15 protein-coding genes are annotated in these 17,463 nt (G+C 36.7%); 11 read left to right on the top strand and 4 right to left on the bottom strand.

The window, feature by feature from the left end; genetic code table 11:
• Window positions 1–123: 123 nt before the first annotated feature.
• On the bottom strand, window positions 124–1,443 hold the full coding sequence (gene brnQ / locus AC1DOS_RS10325) for a branched-chain amino acid transport system II carrier protein (protein WP_477537427.1): 1,320 nt from the start codon (window positions 1,441–1,443) through the stop codon (window positions 124–126).
• A 581-nt stretch (window positions 1,444–2,024) separates the two neighbouring features.
• Window positions 2,025–2,588 carry a biotin transporter BioY gene (locus tag AC1DOS_RS10320; RefSeq protein ID WP_477537426.1) on the bottom strand — a complete coding sequence of 188 codons (564 nt, stop codon included), beginning with the start codon at window positions 2,586–2,588 and terminating at the stop codon, window positions 2,025–2,027.
• Between the two features lie 171 nt (window positions 2,589–2,759).
• Between AC1DOS_RS10320 and AC1DOS_RS10315 the strand changes: the two genes are divergently transcribed.
• The 5 genes from AC1DOS_RS10315 (at window position 2,760) to AC1DOS_RS10295 (ending at window position 6,258) form a co-directional block, all read left to right on the top strand.
• Window positions 2,760–3,371, top strand: a complete 612-nt coding sequence (locus AC1DOS_RS10315; protein ID WP_477537425.1) for a 3'-5' exonuclease — start codon at window positions 2,760–2,762, stop codon at window positions 3,369–3,371.
• A 141-nt stretch (window positions 3,372–3,512) separates the two neighbouring features.
• Window positions 3,513–3,950 carry a MarR family winged helix-turn-helix transcriptional regulator gene (locus tag AC1DOS_RS10310; RefSeq protein WP_477537424.1) on the top strand — a complete coding sequence of 146 codons (438 nt, stop codon included), beginning with the start codon at window positions 3,513–3,515 and terminating at the stop codon, window positions 3,948–3,950.
• Window positions 3,951–4,053: 103 nt separating this feature from the next.
• Entirely contained in the window at window positions 4,054–4,980 is a 927-nt protein-coding gene (locus AC1DOS_RS10305) for a DMT family transporter (protein ID WP_477537423.1), read from the top strand.
• A gap of 324 nt (window positions 4,981–5,304) precedes the next feature.
• A complete protein-coding gene (locus AC1DOS_RS10300; protein ID WP_477537422.1) occupies window positions 5,305–5,718 on the top strand; it encodes a nuclease-related domain-containing protein in 414 nt (137 codons plus the stop codon).
• A 192-nt stretch (window positions 5,719–5,910) separates the two neighbouring features.
• A complete protein-coding gene (locus tag AC1DOS_RS10295) occupies window positions 5,911–6,258 on the top strand; it encodes a hypothetical protein (protein ID WP_477537421.1) in 348 nt (115 codons plus the stop codon).
• 359 nt (window positions 6,259–6,617) lie between these two features.
• Here the strand turns inward: AC1DOS_RS10295 and AC1DOS_RS10290 are convergent, their stop codons facing one another.
• Together AC1DOS_RS10290 and AC1DOS_RS10285 are read right to left on the bottom strand one after the other, a co-directional pair.
• Window positions 6,618–6,845, bottom strand: a complete 228-nt coding sequence (locus tag AC1DOS_RS10290) for a hypothetical protein (RefSeq protein WP_108587231.1) — start codon at window positions 6,843–6,845, stop codon at window positions 6,618–6,620.
• A gap of 58 nt (window positions 6,846–6,903) precedes the next feature.
• Entirely contained in the window at window positions 6,904–7,458 is a 555-nt protein-coding gene (locus AC1DOS_RS10285; protein WP_108587230.1) for a helix-turn-helix domain-containing protein, read from the bottom strand.
• Window positions 7,459–7,721: 263 nt separating this feature from the next.
• Here AC1DOS_RS10285 and AC1DOS_RS10280 point away from each other — a divergent pair, with 263 nt between their 5' ends.
• From AC1DOS_RS10280 to AC1DOS_RS10255, 6 genes are all read left to right on the top strand, one after another.
• Entirely contained in the window at window positions 7,722–8,381 is a 660-nt protein-coding gene (locus AC1DOS_RS10280; RefSeq protein WP_477537420.1) for a GntR family transcriptional regulator, read from the top strand.
• Window positions 8,382–8,387: 6 nt separating this feature from the next.
• The gene (locus tag AC1DOS_RS10275; RefSeq protein WP_477537419.1) at window positions 8,388–9,557 is read left to right on the top strand and encodes an aminotransferase class I/II-fold pyridoxal phosphate-dependent enzyme; all 1,170 of its coding nucleotides are present in this window, start codon (window positions 8,388–8,390) and stop codon (window positions 9,555–9,557) included.
• Window positions 9,558–9,588: 31 nt separating this feature from the next.
• Window positions 9,589–11,208 carry a M20/M25/M40 family metallo-hydrolase gene (locus AC1DOS_RS10270; RefSeq protein WP_477537418.1) on the top strand — a complete coding sequence of 540 codons (1,620 nt, stop codon included), beginning with the start codon at window positions 9,589–9,591 and terminating at the stop codon, window positions 11,206–11,208.
• A 424-nt stretch (window positions 11,209–11,632) separates the two neighbouring features.
• Entirely contained in the window at window positions 11,633–13,819 is a 2,187-nt protein-coding gene (locus AC1DOS_RS10265; protein ID WP_477537417.1) for a 5'-nucleotidase C-terminal domain-containing protein, read from the top strand.
• Between the two features lie 401 nt (window positions 13,820–14,220).
• Window positions 14,221–15,663, top strand: a complete 1,443-nt coding sequence (locus AC1DOS_RS10260) for an N-acetylmuramoyl-L-alanine amidase (RefSeq protein WP_477537416.1) — start codon at window positions 14,221–14,223, stop codon at window positions 15,661–15,663.
• A gap of 84 nt (window positions 15,664–15,747) precedes the next feature.
• The coding region (locus AC1DOS_RS10255; RefSeq protein ID WP_477537415.1) for a S8 family peptidase at window positions 15,748–17,463 on the top strand (1,716 nt) is incomplete at its 3' end.

The raw sequence follows: 17,463 nt of genomic DNA, 5'->3' as shown, positions 1-17,463 counted from the left end.
TTCTATAAGACCCCCTTATAGATTAAAATCCCTTGCAGAATTCAGCGGCTGCGAGGGGTTTTTCACGTTTGCTATAAGAAACCGAGAGTTTCAGAAAAAAATGAGAACCCCGAAATGGGATTCTCATTTTTTGATTATATAAATGATGAAACCAATAATACCGCCAACGATTCCAGGAATAAGCCATCCAATTCCTTGACTGTAAAGTGGTAGGTTAGTCAACACGGTTTCAACAACTGGGAACTTAATTCCTGCAGCTTTAAATCCATCAAAAACACTAATGAAACTTGTGAATAGTAATGACAACTGGTAAACGATAGGTGAGCGATTAAATGATTTATCAATAAAAGATAAAATCATCAATACAATTGCTAATGGGTAAAGGGCCAATAGAACGGGCACCGAGAAACTAATGAGCTGAGTTAAGCCCACATTTGCGACAACTGCACTAAATCCAGAGAAAATGAACACATACTTTTTATAAGACACTTTAGGTGTTAACTTTTCAAAAAATTKAGAAGCAGCTGCCACTAAACCAATAGAAGTCGTTAAACAAGCAAATGCAATGGTCATAGCCAAAATAATGCTACCTAAGTTACCGAATAAAACATTTGAAGATAACGCTAATATTGAACCACCATTGTCTTGTATACCAATTGCTTCAGTACTAGTTGCACCTATAAAGCTTAATGAAATATAAACAAGTGATAAACCGATTGCTGCAATTACACCAGCAAAAATGGTTGATTTGACTAATTCTTGTTTATCACGAACTCCTTTGTCTTGAAGGGCATGGATAACAACAATCCCAAATACTAAAGCAGCAAGTACATCCATTGTTAAATAGCCTTGTAAAAAGCTTTCGAAAAATGGACTTTCTTTATAAGCACCTTGTGATGGGCCAATATCACCCATTGGTGTAACCATACTTTTTATTGCTAATAAACTGATTACCACAATTAAAATAGGGGTTAAAATTTTCCCAATACGATCTACTAATCTAGTTGGGTTTAAAGCAAATAACACAGTGATAATAAAAAACAAAATACTGAAAATAATCAAAGGCCATGATTCCGTTAAAAGTGCATCCGGTAAAAAGGGTGCAACTCCGATTTCAAATGACACTGTCCCTGTTCGTGGAATAGCAAAAAGCGGTCCAATAACGAGATAAACAACTACTGTGAATATCAAGCCGAACATTGGATGGGCTCGACTCGCAATTTCTTGCAAACCTCCACCAGATTTTGCTATGGCGATAACTGCTAGCAAAGGTAACCCTACTCCAGTAATTAAGAAACCAAATATGGCGATTACTAATGATTCTCCAGCAAATTGGCCAAGTAAAGGTGGAAAGATAATATTCCCAGCCCCTAAAAATAATGCAAATAACATCAAACCAACTACTATATTTTCTCCAACTGTTAATTTGTCTTTAGATTGCATTTTAAAAAACTCCTTTTTAAAAAATATAAGATAAACTTGGATTCTCTAACTAGCTAGCTCCAAGCACCAAAGCGTCTGTCCATTGACTCGAAAGAAGGCGAGATATTTGTCCTGCATTCATCTGCTCGTGTCAGATTATATCGACGACTCGTTCCACAGTTTATCGTAGAATCTAAAAAAACACTATTTGATTTTTCTAATTTCAAGCAACAATCACCTATTATACATGAAGCCTTTTCATATAACTATCGAAATTGTGACAAATGCGAGAAAATTCAAAACGCAAAAGAGAATAACAAACAATGAAGGAATGAAATGGAAGTAATAAGGTTCTTGAAGGATTTTCTTAAACTGGAGATTGGTAATTGAAAATGACATATTACATGTTATTTCAAATAAACATCCTAAAATTACATAGAATGCTGTCAAAATACTGTAGTACTATGTCATTATTACCCGGGAAATATTTGCGATGTATTGTCATATGTTAGCTAGAAAATGAACAATGTATATTTATATAGAAGAAAATCAAAAAAAAAACAAGCATTGGATTAATTCCATTGCTTGTTTTTAGATGTTTTTTAATTAGCATTAGCAAATGAAGTGGGTAGTAATTTTGCAGATGTTAAACGATTACGTACCAAAATCCCAACAATTGCAGCTAACACTGCTTTGATAATCCCTACAATAATAAATGGAATGACACCGCCAGTTATTGCAGCCATCCAACTTAATTCTGCGACGAATTTCAACCAAACTGAACCGAATGATAATGTAATAATCATACCAATGATATTTGCAATGATTGCTGTAGTTACCGTAAATCCAAAACGCTCTAAAATCCATCCAATAAAGAATGCAGCGGGCAGAAAACCAATAATATAGCCACCAGTTGGACCAAAGACAACCCCTAATCCTGACGACATTCCGCTAAATACAGGTAATCCTGCTATCCCAAGCATGATATAAACAAATACAGATAAAGTTCCGTATTTTTTCCCTAAAATCGTTGCTGCTAATCCAATAGCTAGTGTTTGTCCAGTAATCGGAACTTGCGGAAGAGGAATAGTAATTTGTGCCATGATGCCGATAATCGCTGCAAATAGAGCAGTTACGATCAACATTTTTAATTGATTATTTCTCAAGATGATAACCTCCTTCTTTTATGTTAACTCGATATTAATGAAAGTTAACACAAAGATTATCATAATAAAAGATGGCTATTTCGTCAATAGTGCTTAACTTTTCTATCTTTTGGGTATATAGTTCAAGCAGATGATAGTCTTCTAGCTGGAAGAGATTCGGAGGGAAATGAGATGGATAATCAGATTGATGCAGCAGAGCTTCTTAGACGAAAATCACGTCAACAATATTGGGCGACACCAAGACGAACGCCAACCCCAAAGAAATATAATCCTTCCGTCAGAAAAGTGACTGATTATGTGGTGCTTGATTTTGAAACAACGGGATTACGACCAGGTGCTGACCAAATTATTCAAGTTGGAGCAGTTAAATATAAAAATCATGAGCAACTGGATATCATGAATCAATTAGTCAATCCATTACGATCAATTTCTACACGGATTACTTCATTAACTGGAATAACTAACGAAATGGTAAGTAATGAACCGAAGATTGAGATAGTAATCAATCAACTAATTGAATTTATAGGTGATCTTCCAATTGTCGCTCACAATGCTTCCTTTGATATGGGATTTTTATATGCACTAGAGAGCAAAATGGAAGTCCCGATTTATACAGTAATTGATACGTTAAAACTCTCAAGGAAAATCATCAATCATACACCAAATCATAAATTGACAACATTAGCGCAATACTTACAAATTGAACATAATGCACATGATGCATTAAGCGATTGCCTTGTAACAGCCCAAATTTATCAATATTGCTCCACTCACTCTATTTAACTACTCAGTTGAATAGAGTTTTTTTTTATAGAATTTAAGAGTTTATCGATAGATTTTACATGTTTGACAATTCATTTCGGTCAGCGTAATATGTTCTGTTAGTAAAGTTTTCTAAACTATTTACTATTGAAGGGGTAAACTATGGACGAAAGAAAACACTTAATATATGAGTTTACAAGGTCATTTCGTTATTTAGTTCGTACAGTTCGTCAAGATTTTGCCGTCGAATTTGAAGGATATATTCCATATAATGAATTTACAGTATTACGAGCTTTAGAAGATGATCGAACACTCCGGGTCTCAGATGTGGCGCGTAGATTAAATGCAACAAACAGTTACGTCACGTTGACGAGTGAAAAATTAGTGCAAAAAGGATACATCATTCGCGAGCGTAGTGATACCGATCGACGTACAGTTTATTTAACATTAACTGAAGCGGGAATAAATCTCGTTAAACAAATGGATGAAATCGTGTATGCCTATTATGACAAAACGTTTGGTGATATATCGAACGAAGAAATGAATTCGGTTATTAATATCTTGAAAAAATTCAAGCCAATCGAAAGAGATATATCATAATCAATATTAATAGGTTTGTAAGAAAAGCAAAAAAAATTTGGAATGTATATTTTAATGAATATTATTTTTCGGTTTCCGAAAGAAACGGTGAGGTGCTGACCACGTGAAACAATGGAAGATTTACGGAATACTCGTTTTTGTCATGTTCATTTGGGGCTTTAATTTACCAGCCGTAAAGTTCTTAGTGAGTGAAGTTCGGCCAGTTACGCTGTCTGCATTTCGAATATTATTAGCGAGTATAACCGTTTTCGCTATTTTAGCTACGCTACGTATGGTAAGAAAACCGACGAAGCAAGAATGGAAATTTATTCTTTTGGGGGCACTCCTCAATGTAGTATTTCACCATTACTTTTTATCGATTGGTCTTTCGATGACCACGAGTTCGAATGCTGGATTAATTCTCGGAACCGGTCCCGTCATAACGGCTGTACTAGTATCATTAATCATGCGAATTTACCCATCTAGATTACAATGGGTTGGCGTTATTCTCGGTCTACTTGGCGTAAGTGCGACAGTATTAGCTGCAGGAGATGGGACATCTGGCTTATCATATGGAGATGTGTTCGTATTCCTATCTATATTATCTCAAGTTTTTAGTTACTTGGTCATTAGTAAAGCTGCGAAAACTTTAGATCCAAGATTACTCACAGCCTATATGTTTTTAATAGGTTCAATCGTCTTGTTTATTATTAGCTTAGTTCAAGAACCAGGAGAAATAAAAGCATTCTTTGATGTTCCACCAATGTTTTGGGTTGCTTTCTTTGGAAGTGGCATGGTAGGAACAGCAGTCGGTCATATGCTATACAACTACTCAGTTGGTCAAGCAGGACCTTCAAAAGCCGCCATCTTCATGAACTTGAATACATTGTTTACATTAGTAGGGTCTGCCTTATTTTTAGGCGAAGTCATCTCAAGTCGACATATATTTGGACTTGTTTTAATTGTAGGAGGAGTAATTTTAGGCTCCGGTGCTGCAGAAGACATGTGGCGAAAGCACAAACTAAAAAAGTCTCTATCAGAATCATCTTAATGTAAGAGTCTTCCGCTTAGCTGGAGGGCTTTTTTTAGTTGGAGAACCATTTTTTAATGAAGAACTGCCCGATTCACGCATAGTCGACACAGTTTCGCTCATATACGACACATAACCGCTCATAGAAAATAAATTCGTTAATTTTATAATGGTCTCAAAAAAACATGTAGTTCTTTATATTCATTTTTTATCAAGACATTTCAATTTGGATTGAAAAAAGTGATTAATAATTAAATTATGATCATGATATTGCCCAAAATGAAATTTTATTGCATTTGTATACAATTTTTTAATTGTGCTACATTTTTAAAAAAGGGGATTTTTATGATAATAAAAAAGAGATCTGCTCAGTTAAATTTCTTGGGCCAAGCAGCGTTAAAGAAAAGGCTTGATATTGCTCACCACAAATTCAATGATGTGGAAAGTAACTATTTTAGATCGAAAGCAGGTGTTTCAGGTGAAGATTTTGTCGATCAGCAATTGGCACGGTATGAACATCCTGAACCGCATTTTATTATTCATGATTTGCATTTAAAAGCATCCTCGTTTTTTCAGATTGATAATCTTTTCGTTACTCAATCCTTCGCATTAATTATCGAAGTGAAAAATATTAAACACACTGTTGATTTAATGCAAAACCCTCATTTCATGAAGCAAACGAGTCCAGAAGGTAAAGTAGTTATTATGGATAGTCCAGAAGAACAGTTAGATAAAAATATCGTTTGGTTAAAAGATTGATTGTTAAGAAGAAATTGGGTTTTACCAGTAGTAGGAGTAATCGTTTTTACAAATTCAGATTCTCATATCATTCCAAATAACTGCAAGTATGATATTGTCAGGCCGAGATATTTAACAAAAAAGATTAGAAAAATGGTGACTATTAAGGAAGTTCTTAGCCCGGAGCAACTAATTCGGCTAGGTGAGGAATTGTTGATAAATCATAGGGACTATGAACAAAAAGCATTGCATGCAAAATATAATCTTACTTCAACAGATATCATAACAGGAGTCGAATGTCCGGTATGTTTTGAAATCGGTATGAAATGGTCGAATCGAAAATGGGTGTGTTCCAATAACCATATTTCTACGAATGCACATCTTCAAACGTTAGAAGACTACTTCTATATCTTTGGACCGGAAATTAACAATACTGAATTCCGAAGGTTTTTTCACATAAGTAGCAAAGATGTAGCAGCACGCATGTTAAAAAAACTGAGTCTAAAAGAGATCGGTAAAGGAAGATGGCGCAGATATCGCAAACCATTATCAAAACAATAAAAGCAGAATTGTTAAGGACATCCACCGTTGTTGGATGTCCCTTGTTTTTGTGAAACCGCTCATAGTCAAAAAAGATTCGCGCGTAGCCACGTCTTTTGAGCTCGTAGTCGACAGAAATCCGCTTATAGACGACACGAAACCGCTCATAGCATGTGCAACAATATAGAAAGAAAAGCTGATTTGTTAAGGACATCCATCGTTGCTGGATGTTCCTTATTTTTGTGAAACTGCGAATAGTCGACAGAGATGCGCTCATAGACGACATGAAACCGCTCATAGAGAGTTTCACTATTAAGGAAACCAAATATTAACCACAAAAAACAAACCACTTCCAWWTGGAAGTGGTTTGTTTTTTGTGGTTAATAACTACGTTTATTCATTCTGTCTGCTTCTTTGTATGCGTCGTAGATTCCCCAAATCCACACGAGTGGGAAGGTGATGAATCCGATTAAGACGAACATTAGAGCAGCATTGATCATTTGGACAACAATTAAAATTAAGCCTTTCATTATCTGTCCATTATATATTTGTCCGACGCCGGTCCAAAAGAAACTTAATACGGCGGCGATGCCAGGATTTTTTAACATAAGATATACCTCCTTACTTTTCCGATACTTATGTATACGGATGAAAAGCGAAAAAGTTTCACATTGGATCCGTCATTGCCCAAATAGCGATGGAGGTTTGTGGACTCTTATTTACAAAACGATGGGAAAGATGACTATCAAAGTAGATGCTATCGCCTTCATCAAGGTCATAAAATTTGTTGTCAATTTCTACTTGTATGGATCCTATTAAAACAACTCCGCACTCTTCACCAGTGTGAAAAACTAACGGATTGTCCGAAACTTCGCCTGGCGCTAAACTCAATTTAAATAAGCTGATCTGCTTGCCAAAACTAGGTGAAAGGACTTGATAAGTGGCGTTTGGACGAATTCGTTTCAACTCAACTTGTTCATTTTTTCGGGTTACAGTTACGTCTTGTTGATTATTCGCCTCGAAAAAGCTGAAGACGGGTACTTTTAGGCAATGACTCATTTTCCATAAGGTTTCAAGTGAAGGAGACACTTGTCCGCGCTCTATTTGAGAGATCATACTTTGACTGACTCCTGCTTTCTTTGCTATATCGTCCGCAGTGAATCCTTGAGATTTGCGTAAATGTCGTATTCGTTTGCCAACTTCCTCTTTTGGAAATTCCATTTAACCAAACCTCCATAATTCGATAATCATTTATTTAACTATATTCTATTTTACACATTTTTATCCAATCTGACAGAAAAATATTAAATATTCTTAATTAACAAATAGTTAATACATGATAACTGCATTCACAGCTCAACCATAGACGGAACATCCCTCAACTGTCTTTCAAATTGCAGCAAAGAAAATCCCTATACATACACTAACTATTCGCATATACTGTATACAGAATACACAACAACTAAGAAAGTAGTTGAACCGCGTTGAAGAAGATTAAAAAACCTGAGTCGCTCGCGGATCAAGCGTATAACTTAATTCGCAAAGATATTCTTACGGGTATATTGGCGCCTAATGAAGAGCTGCGTGAAGAAAAATTAGCGATTGAATTAGGGATTAGCCGAACACCACTTCGTGAAGCCATTCGTCGTCTAGCGACTGATGGACTCGTCGTTTTGAAAACAGGCAAGCCAGCAAGTGTTTCATCATTCACGAAAGAAGATGCACTACATCAAATGGAAGTACGTAAATTGCTTGAAACATACAATATTGAACAAGTTGCACGTTTCGTGACGCCTACGTTCTTAAATACCCTAAGAGATAATCTCAAACTCCAAAAACATGCGTCTGACAAAAATGATTTTCACGAATTTATGGAACTAGACCGCGAGTTTCATTTAATACTAGCGAATCAAAATCCAAATACGAAGTTACGCGAAATGATTCATACCATTAATACTGGCGTCAATCGCGCCTTCCTGATCCTAGCAAATACGTACCCAATCTCGGCAATGGAAGCGAGTGGGGAGCATGAAGATATCTTTACCGCACTTGAAAATAAAGATGAAGTCGCTGCAACAAAAGCCATGCTGGAACATATGGATAATATCGAAAGAAGATTTCTTCATTACTATAAGAAAGGTTGAAAAACCATGCCTCTTACAATAAACGAACGTATAACTAAGATTGCCGTTTCAGGCATTCGTCAATTTTCCAATCAGCTAGTCCATTATCCGGATGCAGTGAATTTAACAGTCGGACAACCAGACTTTCCGTCACCAGAGCGAGTCAAACAAGCGGGGATTTCGGCAATCGAGAACAACCTTACTGGATATTCTCATAACGCTGGCTTGATCGAATTACGTAGCGTAGTCTGTCAATTTTTTAAAGAAAAATACAACTTTGCCTACAAAGCTGAAACGGAAATCATCATTACCATCGGCGCAAGTGAAGCCATCGACAACGTATTCCGAACCATACTGGAAGAAGGGGACGAAGTCATTTTACCGGCGCCTTGTTATCCAGGGTACGCACCGATTATCACGATGTGTGGTGCAAAGGTTAAGTATCTCGATACTTCCGATACAGGCTTAAAACCTTCTCCGGAACGCTTGAAAAGCATGATTACAGAGAAGACGAAGGCTGTGTTATTCAATTACCCATCGAACCCAACTGGCGTCACCATTGAACCACAGGAAATGGATGCTTTAGTTGAAGTGTTAAAAGAGCAAGAAATTTATGTATTATCGGATGAAATTTACAGTGAAAATACGTTCTCAGGTGTGCATCGATCATTTGCATGTTATCCAGAGTTACGAGATCGTTTATTCCTCATTCACGGGTTATCGAAATCGCATTCCATGACTGGGTGGCGTATCGGCTTTTTGCTAGGTCCTGAAGCACTAATGCAACATTGTATTAAAATTCATCAATACAATTCGGTTTGCGCTCCACTTCCTAGCCAGCATGCTGCGATTGAAGCACTTGGGGAGAGTAAGGATGCTCCTGAAGAAATGAATAAAGAGTATGTGGCTCGTAGAGATTATATTTATGGACGACTAACAGATATGGGACTAGACGTTGTAAAACCAAACGGAGCTTTTTACATTTTTCCTTCTATTAAAGAATTCGGTATGACATCGTTTGAGTTTGCAACTAAGCTTCTTAAAGAAGGCGGATTAGCATGTGTGCCAGGCAGTGCTTTTAGTGAACATGGTGAAGGTTTTATTCGCATCTCGTATGCATATGCGATGCCGGTTTTAGTCAAAGGAATGGATAGATTAGAAGGGTATATTAACAAATTAAGACAACCGCAACAGTGAAATAATAGACGTAGCAAGGGGGAGTAGCATCATGACAGAACTAATGTGGTCAACACCAGAAAAGCTCCGCTCATTATTATGTGAAGTAGTAAGTTGGAAGAGTATGACTCTATCAGATGGTGAACGGGAATTTCCCTATAAAATTCAGTCAAAACTGCAGAACATTCCATATTTCATGGAGCATTCTGAACTGATCGAACTGACAGACGCGGACCAAGGGCGTAAATTTCTTACTGCTTTTTATAAACATCCGCAGGCAACAGAAACGATTGTCTTAATTAGTCACTTCGATACCGTCAATACGGAAGAATATGGGGACCTAGAGGCATTGGCATTCGAACCTGAAATGTTAACGAAAGCGTTGCATGAGAGAAAAGACGAATTACCAGATGATGCACGAATCGATTTAGAATCAGGCAATTATTTATTCGGTCGAGGCACGATGGATATGAAGATGGGACTCGTGTTACACATGAGTTTAGTGGAGAAAGCCAGTGAAGAACAATGGCCAATCAACCTCATTTTGCTAACAGTACCAGATGAAGAAGTAAATAGTTCTGGGATGAGAGCGGCTGTTTCTAAATTAAATGATTTACGCGACCAGCATGGTCTAACATACAAACTGTTTTTAAATAGTGAACCGATTTTCGCTCAAAAACCTGGTGATGATAAATATTATTTATATACAGGATCAATTGGTAAAATCATGCCGTCCGCTCTTTTTTATGGGATGGAAACACATGTGGGGGAACCACTCAGTGGAATCACGGCCAATTATATCGCGTCCTATTTAACGCAACGAATGGAATTCAATCCGTTATTCCAAGAAACTGTTTTAGGAGAAACGACGCCATTACCTGTAACGATTCAGCAAAACGACTTGAAAATGGAGTATTCTGCACAAACATCTTATCGAGCAACAGCCTTGTATAACGTCTTTGTCATGAAACGCACCGCAGCAGAAGTTATGGAGTTATTTAAACAAGTAGCAAATGAAGCGGCAGATGATTGTAACGCAAACTATCAACGTATTTGCTCCCGTGAAGGAGTAAATCCAGTCGGCGAAATTCGAGTATTAAAATATGAAGAATTGTTAAAACATGCAGTCGACAAATTCGGTTCAGATTATGTAGATACTGTGAAGACGACTGTTCGCGACCATATGGAATGGGACGATCGTGAAAAATCATTCCGCATTGTAGATACGCTGATGATTCAATGCCAAGAACTTGCACCGGCAATGGTTCTACTTTATGCGCCGCCTTATTATCCAGCAGTAAACACGAGCGAAGATCCTTTAGTAGAAGAGTGTGTTAGGTTTGTAAAGCAGTTCGGTACTTCTGAGTTTAATCTTTCAATCGAACGCATCCATTATTTTAATGGGATATCTGATTTAAGCTATGTAAATTACGAAGATGACAAAGGTGGATGGCAAGTATTCGAAGCGAATACACCAGTATGGGGAGACACATACTCCATTCCATTTGCTGGCATGCGTGAACTGAACGCACCAGTTCTTAATGTTGGTCCATTTGGAAAAGACGCTCACAAAAAAACGGAGCGTCTGCACATTCAAAGTGCCTTCGTTGAATTACCTAAATTACTTGAAAACATGGTTCAAAGCATACTTTTTGAAAAAATAGAAGCATAAATAAATAGCATCTGCAACCTAAGAAGGTATTTACTATTTCATCGAAACTCTGGTATTTATCGTAAGTCGTAATGGACAACTAATTGCTAATATTATGCTGTGTTTTATTCATAAGAAATGAATAAGGTAATCACTTTGCATTTATCTTGTTCACCAACAGCTATAATTTGGAGAGCGTTTTAGTGTATCCGATTGATTCTACATTACCACTAACTATTATTTGGATATTAAAGCAGTAGAGAAATTCTATTAATGCTAGATGCCAACCCCTTCACTATTAAAATTAGGAAGGGGTTTTTGTATTTTATAATCGCTCTCGATTTTATTCTAAAGATTTAGTAAATTCACTATCCTAATTAACCTGTTTTTGGTAAAGTAGTGATGTAAGAGGTCTGTCTTACATAAAAAAGGAGGATCATTGAACATGTCTAAGATATTCAAGAATAAGAGATTTCTAGCTTCAACTGTAACCCTAGCAGCAGTAGTATTAGCGGTAGCTCCAGCAGCAGAAGCGTCAGACGAAATTGCCTTTACAGATGTTAGCGAACGTTATGCAGATGCTGTTAATTTCCTAGTTGGAAATGGTATTACAAGTGGTAAGACTACTACTTCATTCGGAACTTCAGAGAGTATTACACGTGTAGATGCATCTGTATTAATTGCAAATGCACTAGGCGTGGATAAGGATGCTACATATAAAGATTCTGGGTTTACCGATGTACCAGCACGAGCTAAATGGGCAGTTGATGCATTGACTGAGTTAGGCGTGTTCAACGGATTTGATGAAGACACATTTGGATCTCACAGCTATTTAACTCGTAATCAAATAGCTTTAATTCTTGCAAATGCAGCTGAACTAGATATTAATCTAAATGTAACGAAAACTAAATTTACAGATGTTAATGAACGTTTTGCACCTTATGTAGATGCTCTGGTAAAAGCTGGAATAACATCTGGTAAAACAAACACGAAATTCGGTGCAGATGATAATGTACAACGCGGTGAAATGGCTATTTTCATCGAACGTGCAAAAGAGCACTTCGGTTTCATGGACTTAATGGTTATGCATACAAATGATACACACGCATACTTGGATAATGCACCTCTTCGTGCAACAGCTGTAAAAGAAATCCGTGAAGCTCATGACAACACATTATTACTAGATGCTGGAGATGTATTCTCTGGAGATCTATACTTTAATAAATATCAAGGCAAAGCTGATCTTGCATTCATGAATTATATCGGTTATGATGCCATGACTTTTGGAAACCATGAGTTTGACTTGGGTTCTACTGCAGACGGACATAAAGCTTTAAAAGAATTCGTAGCAAATGCTGAATTCCCAATGGTTTCATCAAATGTCGACTTCTCAAAAGATGAATTATTTGCAGGTTTGCAAAACGACAGATATACATTTGATTACAACAATGGTGAAATTTACAACGGCGTTATTGCGAATGTAAATGGTGAAGCAGTAGGGATTTTCGGATTGACGACTGAAGAGACAAAAAACATCTCTAGTACAGGTGAAGTAGAAATCACAAATTACATTGATGCAGCAAAAGAAGCGGTAGCAGCTTTTGATGCAAAAGGTGTAGATAAAGTTATCGCGTTAACACATTTRGGATTTGATGATTCCGAGAAATATGATAATGATAAGTTATTAGCAAAATCTGTTGAAGGCATTGACATTATCGTTGGTGGACACACACATGCAAAAGTAGAAGAACCATTCGTATCACAAGAATTTGAAGCACCAACACTCATTGTACAAGCCAATGAGTACGGTAAATTCTTAGGTACGTTGGATGTTACTTTCAATCCTTGGGGTGAAGTAACTTTATATGGAGGCGAATTGCTAGATACATCTAAAGACATTACACCAGATCAAGGTGCTGTTGATGTATTGGCAACATACAAAGCGGGTGTAGAAGAGCTTAAAACACAAGAAACCGGTGCAGTTGCAAAAGTAGCCTTAGATGGTAGCCGTTTAGCTGACAATGAAGACGGTTCTGGTGTTCGTACATCTGAAACAAACTTAGGTAACTTGATGACAGATGGTATGTTAGCTAAAGCCAAATCAATTAACTCAAAAACGACGATTGCTATACAAAATGGTGGGGGAATTCGTGCATCTATGGATCAAGGGCCGATTACGGTTGGTGAAGTATTGAAAGTTATGCCATTCGGTAATGCATTAGCAATCATGGAAATAACAGGTACAGAATTACTTGGAGCTCTTGAAATTAGTGTAGGTCAAGCACCAAAAGAAAACGGTGGATTCCTTCATGTTGCAGGAATGAAATTCAAATACGACAGTAAAAAAGTTGCTGGAGATCGTGTAACAGAAGTTACGGTTCTTGAAGGTGATAAGTATGTTGCATTAGATGCTGCAAAAACATATACAGTAGCAACAAACTCTTTCACTGCTAAAGGTGGAGATGGTTTTACAATGTTTGGGAAAGCTTATACAGAAGGTCGCGTATCTGAGCCTGGATTTGTCGACTACGAAAACTTCATCGAATACATTACATCTTTAGATGAAGTAAACCCAACAGTTGAAGGGCGAATTGTTGACGTTAGCAAAGTTATTCCAACAACATCAAATTAATAAAAAAAATCTGATCAGCAATTGCTGGTCAGATTTTTTTTATTAACGATTCATTGATTTATGTATCTGTGCAGAACGATTTCTAATCCCGAGTAATTTTATATACTATTATTCTACAATTATTTAGTTGAATGGATTTTACAATCAATATTGAAGAGAATGATGTGAAATGTCTTGTATTTCATTTACATTTCTAAAGTTTATTGAATTTATTAACTAAGATGACAAATAGGACAAAAAACACATTAATTTCCTCTCGAACTCTCTTTTGTGACAAAATAATCATATAAAAATGTAATTATTACAAAATATAGACCATATGAAATATAGAATTTTACAAATATATGACGTAAGCTAATTCTGGTAGATTAAAGTAATTAATGAAATTGGAGGACGAATGAGTGAAAAAGTGGATTAGTTTGTTGGCATTGATTTTAGTGGTGTCGATTTTTGCACCATTGAAACCAGCTTTAGCAAACACATCATTTTCAGATGTTGGAACGACGCATAGGGCACAGGCAGAAATTTATTATCTAGTTCAAGGAGGAATTGTAGGGGGAGTTTCTTCTACTCAATTTGCACCTGACAAACAAGTAACACGCGGTGAAGCTGCTGCTATGATCGGTCGTGCATTAGGTTTAAATGGAGAGCGACTGGCAACAAAATTCCCAGATGTATCTTCAAACAACTTCGCATCTGGCTACATTAAACAAATGGTTGAAAAAGGAATAATTTCAGGATATGCAGATGGAACTTTCCGTCCATATGCAACATTAACTCGCGGACAAATGGCTGTTCTAATGAATCGTACATTTAATTACGGAGCAAATACAGTCAGTGTGGCAAGTTCCACATTAATGGATAAAGGAATTGCTGCAGGTATTTCTGATGGTACTTTTGGGCAAGAACTCAACATCAAACGTGCGGACTTTGCTGTATTCTTAGCTCGAGGAATTAACACGAAGTTCCGTACAGCTCAAACAGAGACGTTTGATCGAACTATGTATGTAAATACAAACAATTTATACTTCCGAACTGGTCCTAATACTTTATACCCTTGGTTGAAACAACTTCAAATCGGTCAAGAAGTAAAATATTCATATTCAGTTGGAGAATGGTCTGTCATCAAGGTAGGAGGTGTAGTTGGATACGTACATAACACGTATATTCAATTACAAAAACCTTCAACAACTACTCCGCCACCAACATTGTCTGATTTAGTTGTAATTATTGATCCAGGTCACGGTGGGGATGATCCAGGTGGTTCAGGTAATGGATTTCTTGAAAAAAATGTGGTATTGAATGTTGCAAAACATATGAACTCTTATTTTGCAAAAACACCAATCAAATCATTTATGACACGAACAAGTGATTATTATATTACTTTACCTTTCCGGACTGAATTTGCAGCGAAAAATAATGGAGATGCCTTTGTTAGTTTGCATACAAATGCTTTAAATGGCGAAGCAAGCGGCCAAGAAACATTCTATTATGCAAAAACGGCATCAACGAATCCATATGTAAGCGAATCTCGTGCACTAGCAATCTATTCTCTAAATAGAATGCAAGAAACTTGGGACTTAAAAAATCGTGGAGTAAATCCTTTTGGTGATGGAAATTTTCATGTACTTCGTGAAAATACTATGCCTGCTACTTTAGTTGAATTGGGCTTTATTGATAGTCCAGAAGATATTGTTTATATTCGATCGGAAGCAGAACGTCAAAAAATGGGTAAAGCCCTTTTCTTGGCGACATTGGATTACTTTTATCATTATGAAGGAAGACAAGACGTGTTACCTTTATACAAACAATTCGGTGCAACACCTAGTAAAAAATTGCATTAATAATCAAGCTCGGAATGTGTAAAAACATTTCGAGCTTGTTTTAGGGTATTATTTTAGAAGTTACATAGAAAGAAGGTCAGGTCAATGAAGAAGTGGCTTGTTTTATTCATATTACTTGGTACGATTAGTTCGCCTACCAATATCTCTGCAGAACAATCTTCTAAATACCTAATACGCTCGACGGTATCAGATATTCAAAAAATTGAGGAACAAGAAAACGTAACAGCATCTTTTGATATCTTACCTATAGTCGAAATGGAACTGACTCCTATGGAATTACAACAAATAATAAATTCATATCCAAATGCAAACGCTTACCCTGTTAAAGATTACGAAAGTGCTTCTTTTACAGATAAAGTACCAACACAGTTTCCAATCATTAAAGCCGGGCCAACTCAAACAGTTCCCTATACAGGGAAAGGTGTGAAGGTGGGAGTTTTAGATACGGGAATTGACATTGATCACCCAGATTTAAAAGTAGCGGGTGGTATATGTACAATGGATAAAGTTGAATATTGCTCAAAAGGTATAGCATATGATGATGATTCAGGTCATGGGACACATGTTGCTGGCATTATCGCTGCACAACAAAACAATCTTGGAATTGTAGGAATAGCACCTAATGTTGAACTGTATGCTATAAAATCTTTGGGGCAAGATGAGGGTTCATCCACAAGTATTGCCAAGGGGATTGAGTGGGCAATTAAAAATAATATTGATATATTAAATTTAAGCATTGTTACCGATAGTCCTGATGTTATTGTTCAAAGTTTTATTAAATCCGCTTATGACGAAAATATGATTATTGTCGGTGCCGCGGGAAACGAAGGTGATGGAACTAGATTAGATTCGGTTCAATATCCATCGAAATATGAACAAGTCATTTCGATATCTGCTGTAAACTTAAATAAATCCATTTTTAGTCAATCTTCTCAAGGGGAAAAAGTAGAATTAGCTGCTCCTGGAGTCCAAATAGTTAGTACTTTTCCGAAAGAACTAGATAACTTTGATACAAGCACAGATGGATATTATACTCTGTCTGGCACATCTATGGCGGCACCTCATGTCTCAGGAATTGCAGCGTTGTATAAAGAAAGATTTCCTAGTTATTCGAATAATAAAATAAGAGAAATATTGACCTTTAATGGAGAAGACTTAGGACTTAAAGGTGGAGATGTACATTTTGGTTTTGGTTTAGTCCAATACCTAAAAGATATTAATACTAACCCGTCTTTTAAATATGGACTATCCAAAGGTAAAATAAAAATATATCTTCAAAATAAAGAAAATGTCGAATCTATCGAATTAGTCTTTAACGGAGATGTAGTTAATCCAAAATCAGAAGGCGTTTGGGAAATGTACCAGGTAGCGGGTACACATAAAGTCGTTGCAAATTATGTCGAAAAAACTGGAATAGAGCATCGCAAAGTATTTTATATTGATGTCATTGAACCTGAGTTCACTGATATTACATCATCACTTTGGTACTCTAGTCACATTGCTTACTTAGGTTACAATGATATTATTTACGGAAAAACCGATGGATCATTTAAACCGAATGTCAATATTACTCGTTCTGAGGCGGTTGCTGTGCTAGGAAGAGCGATTGGGTTAAACGGAGAACAACGTGGAACTTACTTCAAAGATGTAGGAAGTGGTATATCTTCTTCTGGATATGTGCAGTCAGCTTATGAGCAAGGATATGTTAAAGGATACCCTGATGGAACATTTAGACCAACTCAACCAGTTACACGTGCTGAAATGGCAATACTGGTGGCTAAAATGTATGATTTACAATTG

Source organism: Paenisporosarcina sp. P5_A11 (assembly GCF_056400705.1).
Note: the sequence above shows the minus strand (reverse complement) of the source record. Positions and strands in the feature narration are given on the sequence as shown.

Coding starts and splice junctions, on each gene's coding strand:
- AC1DOS_RS10315 (WP_477537425.1), top strand. CDS start 2,760: ATGGATAATCAGATTGATGCAGCAGAGCTTCTTAGACGAAAATCACGT.
- AC1DOS_RS10310 (WP_477537424.1), top strand. CDS start 3,513: ATGGACGAAAGAAAACACTTAATATATGAGTTTACAAGGTCATTTCGT.
- AC1DOS_RS10300 (WP_477537422.1), top strand. CDS start 5,305: ATGATAATAAAAAAGAGATCTGCTCAGTTAAATTTCTTGGGCCAAGCA.
- AC1DOS_RS10290 (WP_108587231.1), bottom strand. CDS start 6,845: ATGTTAAAAAATCCTGGCATCGCCGCCGTATTAAGTTTCTTTTGGACC.
- AC1DOS_RS10285 (WP_108587230.1), bottom strand. CDS start 7,458: ATGGAATTTCCAAAAGAGGAAGTTGGCAAACGAATACGACATTTACGC.
- AC1DOS_RS10275 (WP_477537419.1), top strand. CDS start 8,388: ATGCCTCTTACAATAAACGAACGTATAACTAAGATTGCCGTTTCAGGC.
- AC1DOS_RS10270 (WP_477537418.1), top strand. CDS start 9,589: ATGACAGAACTAATGTGGTCAACACCAGAAAAGCTCCGCTCATTATTA.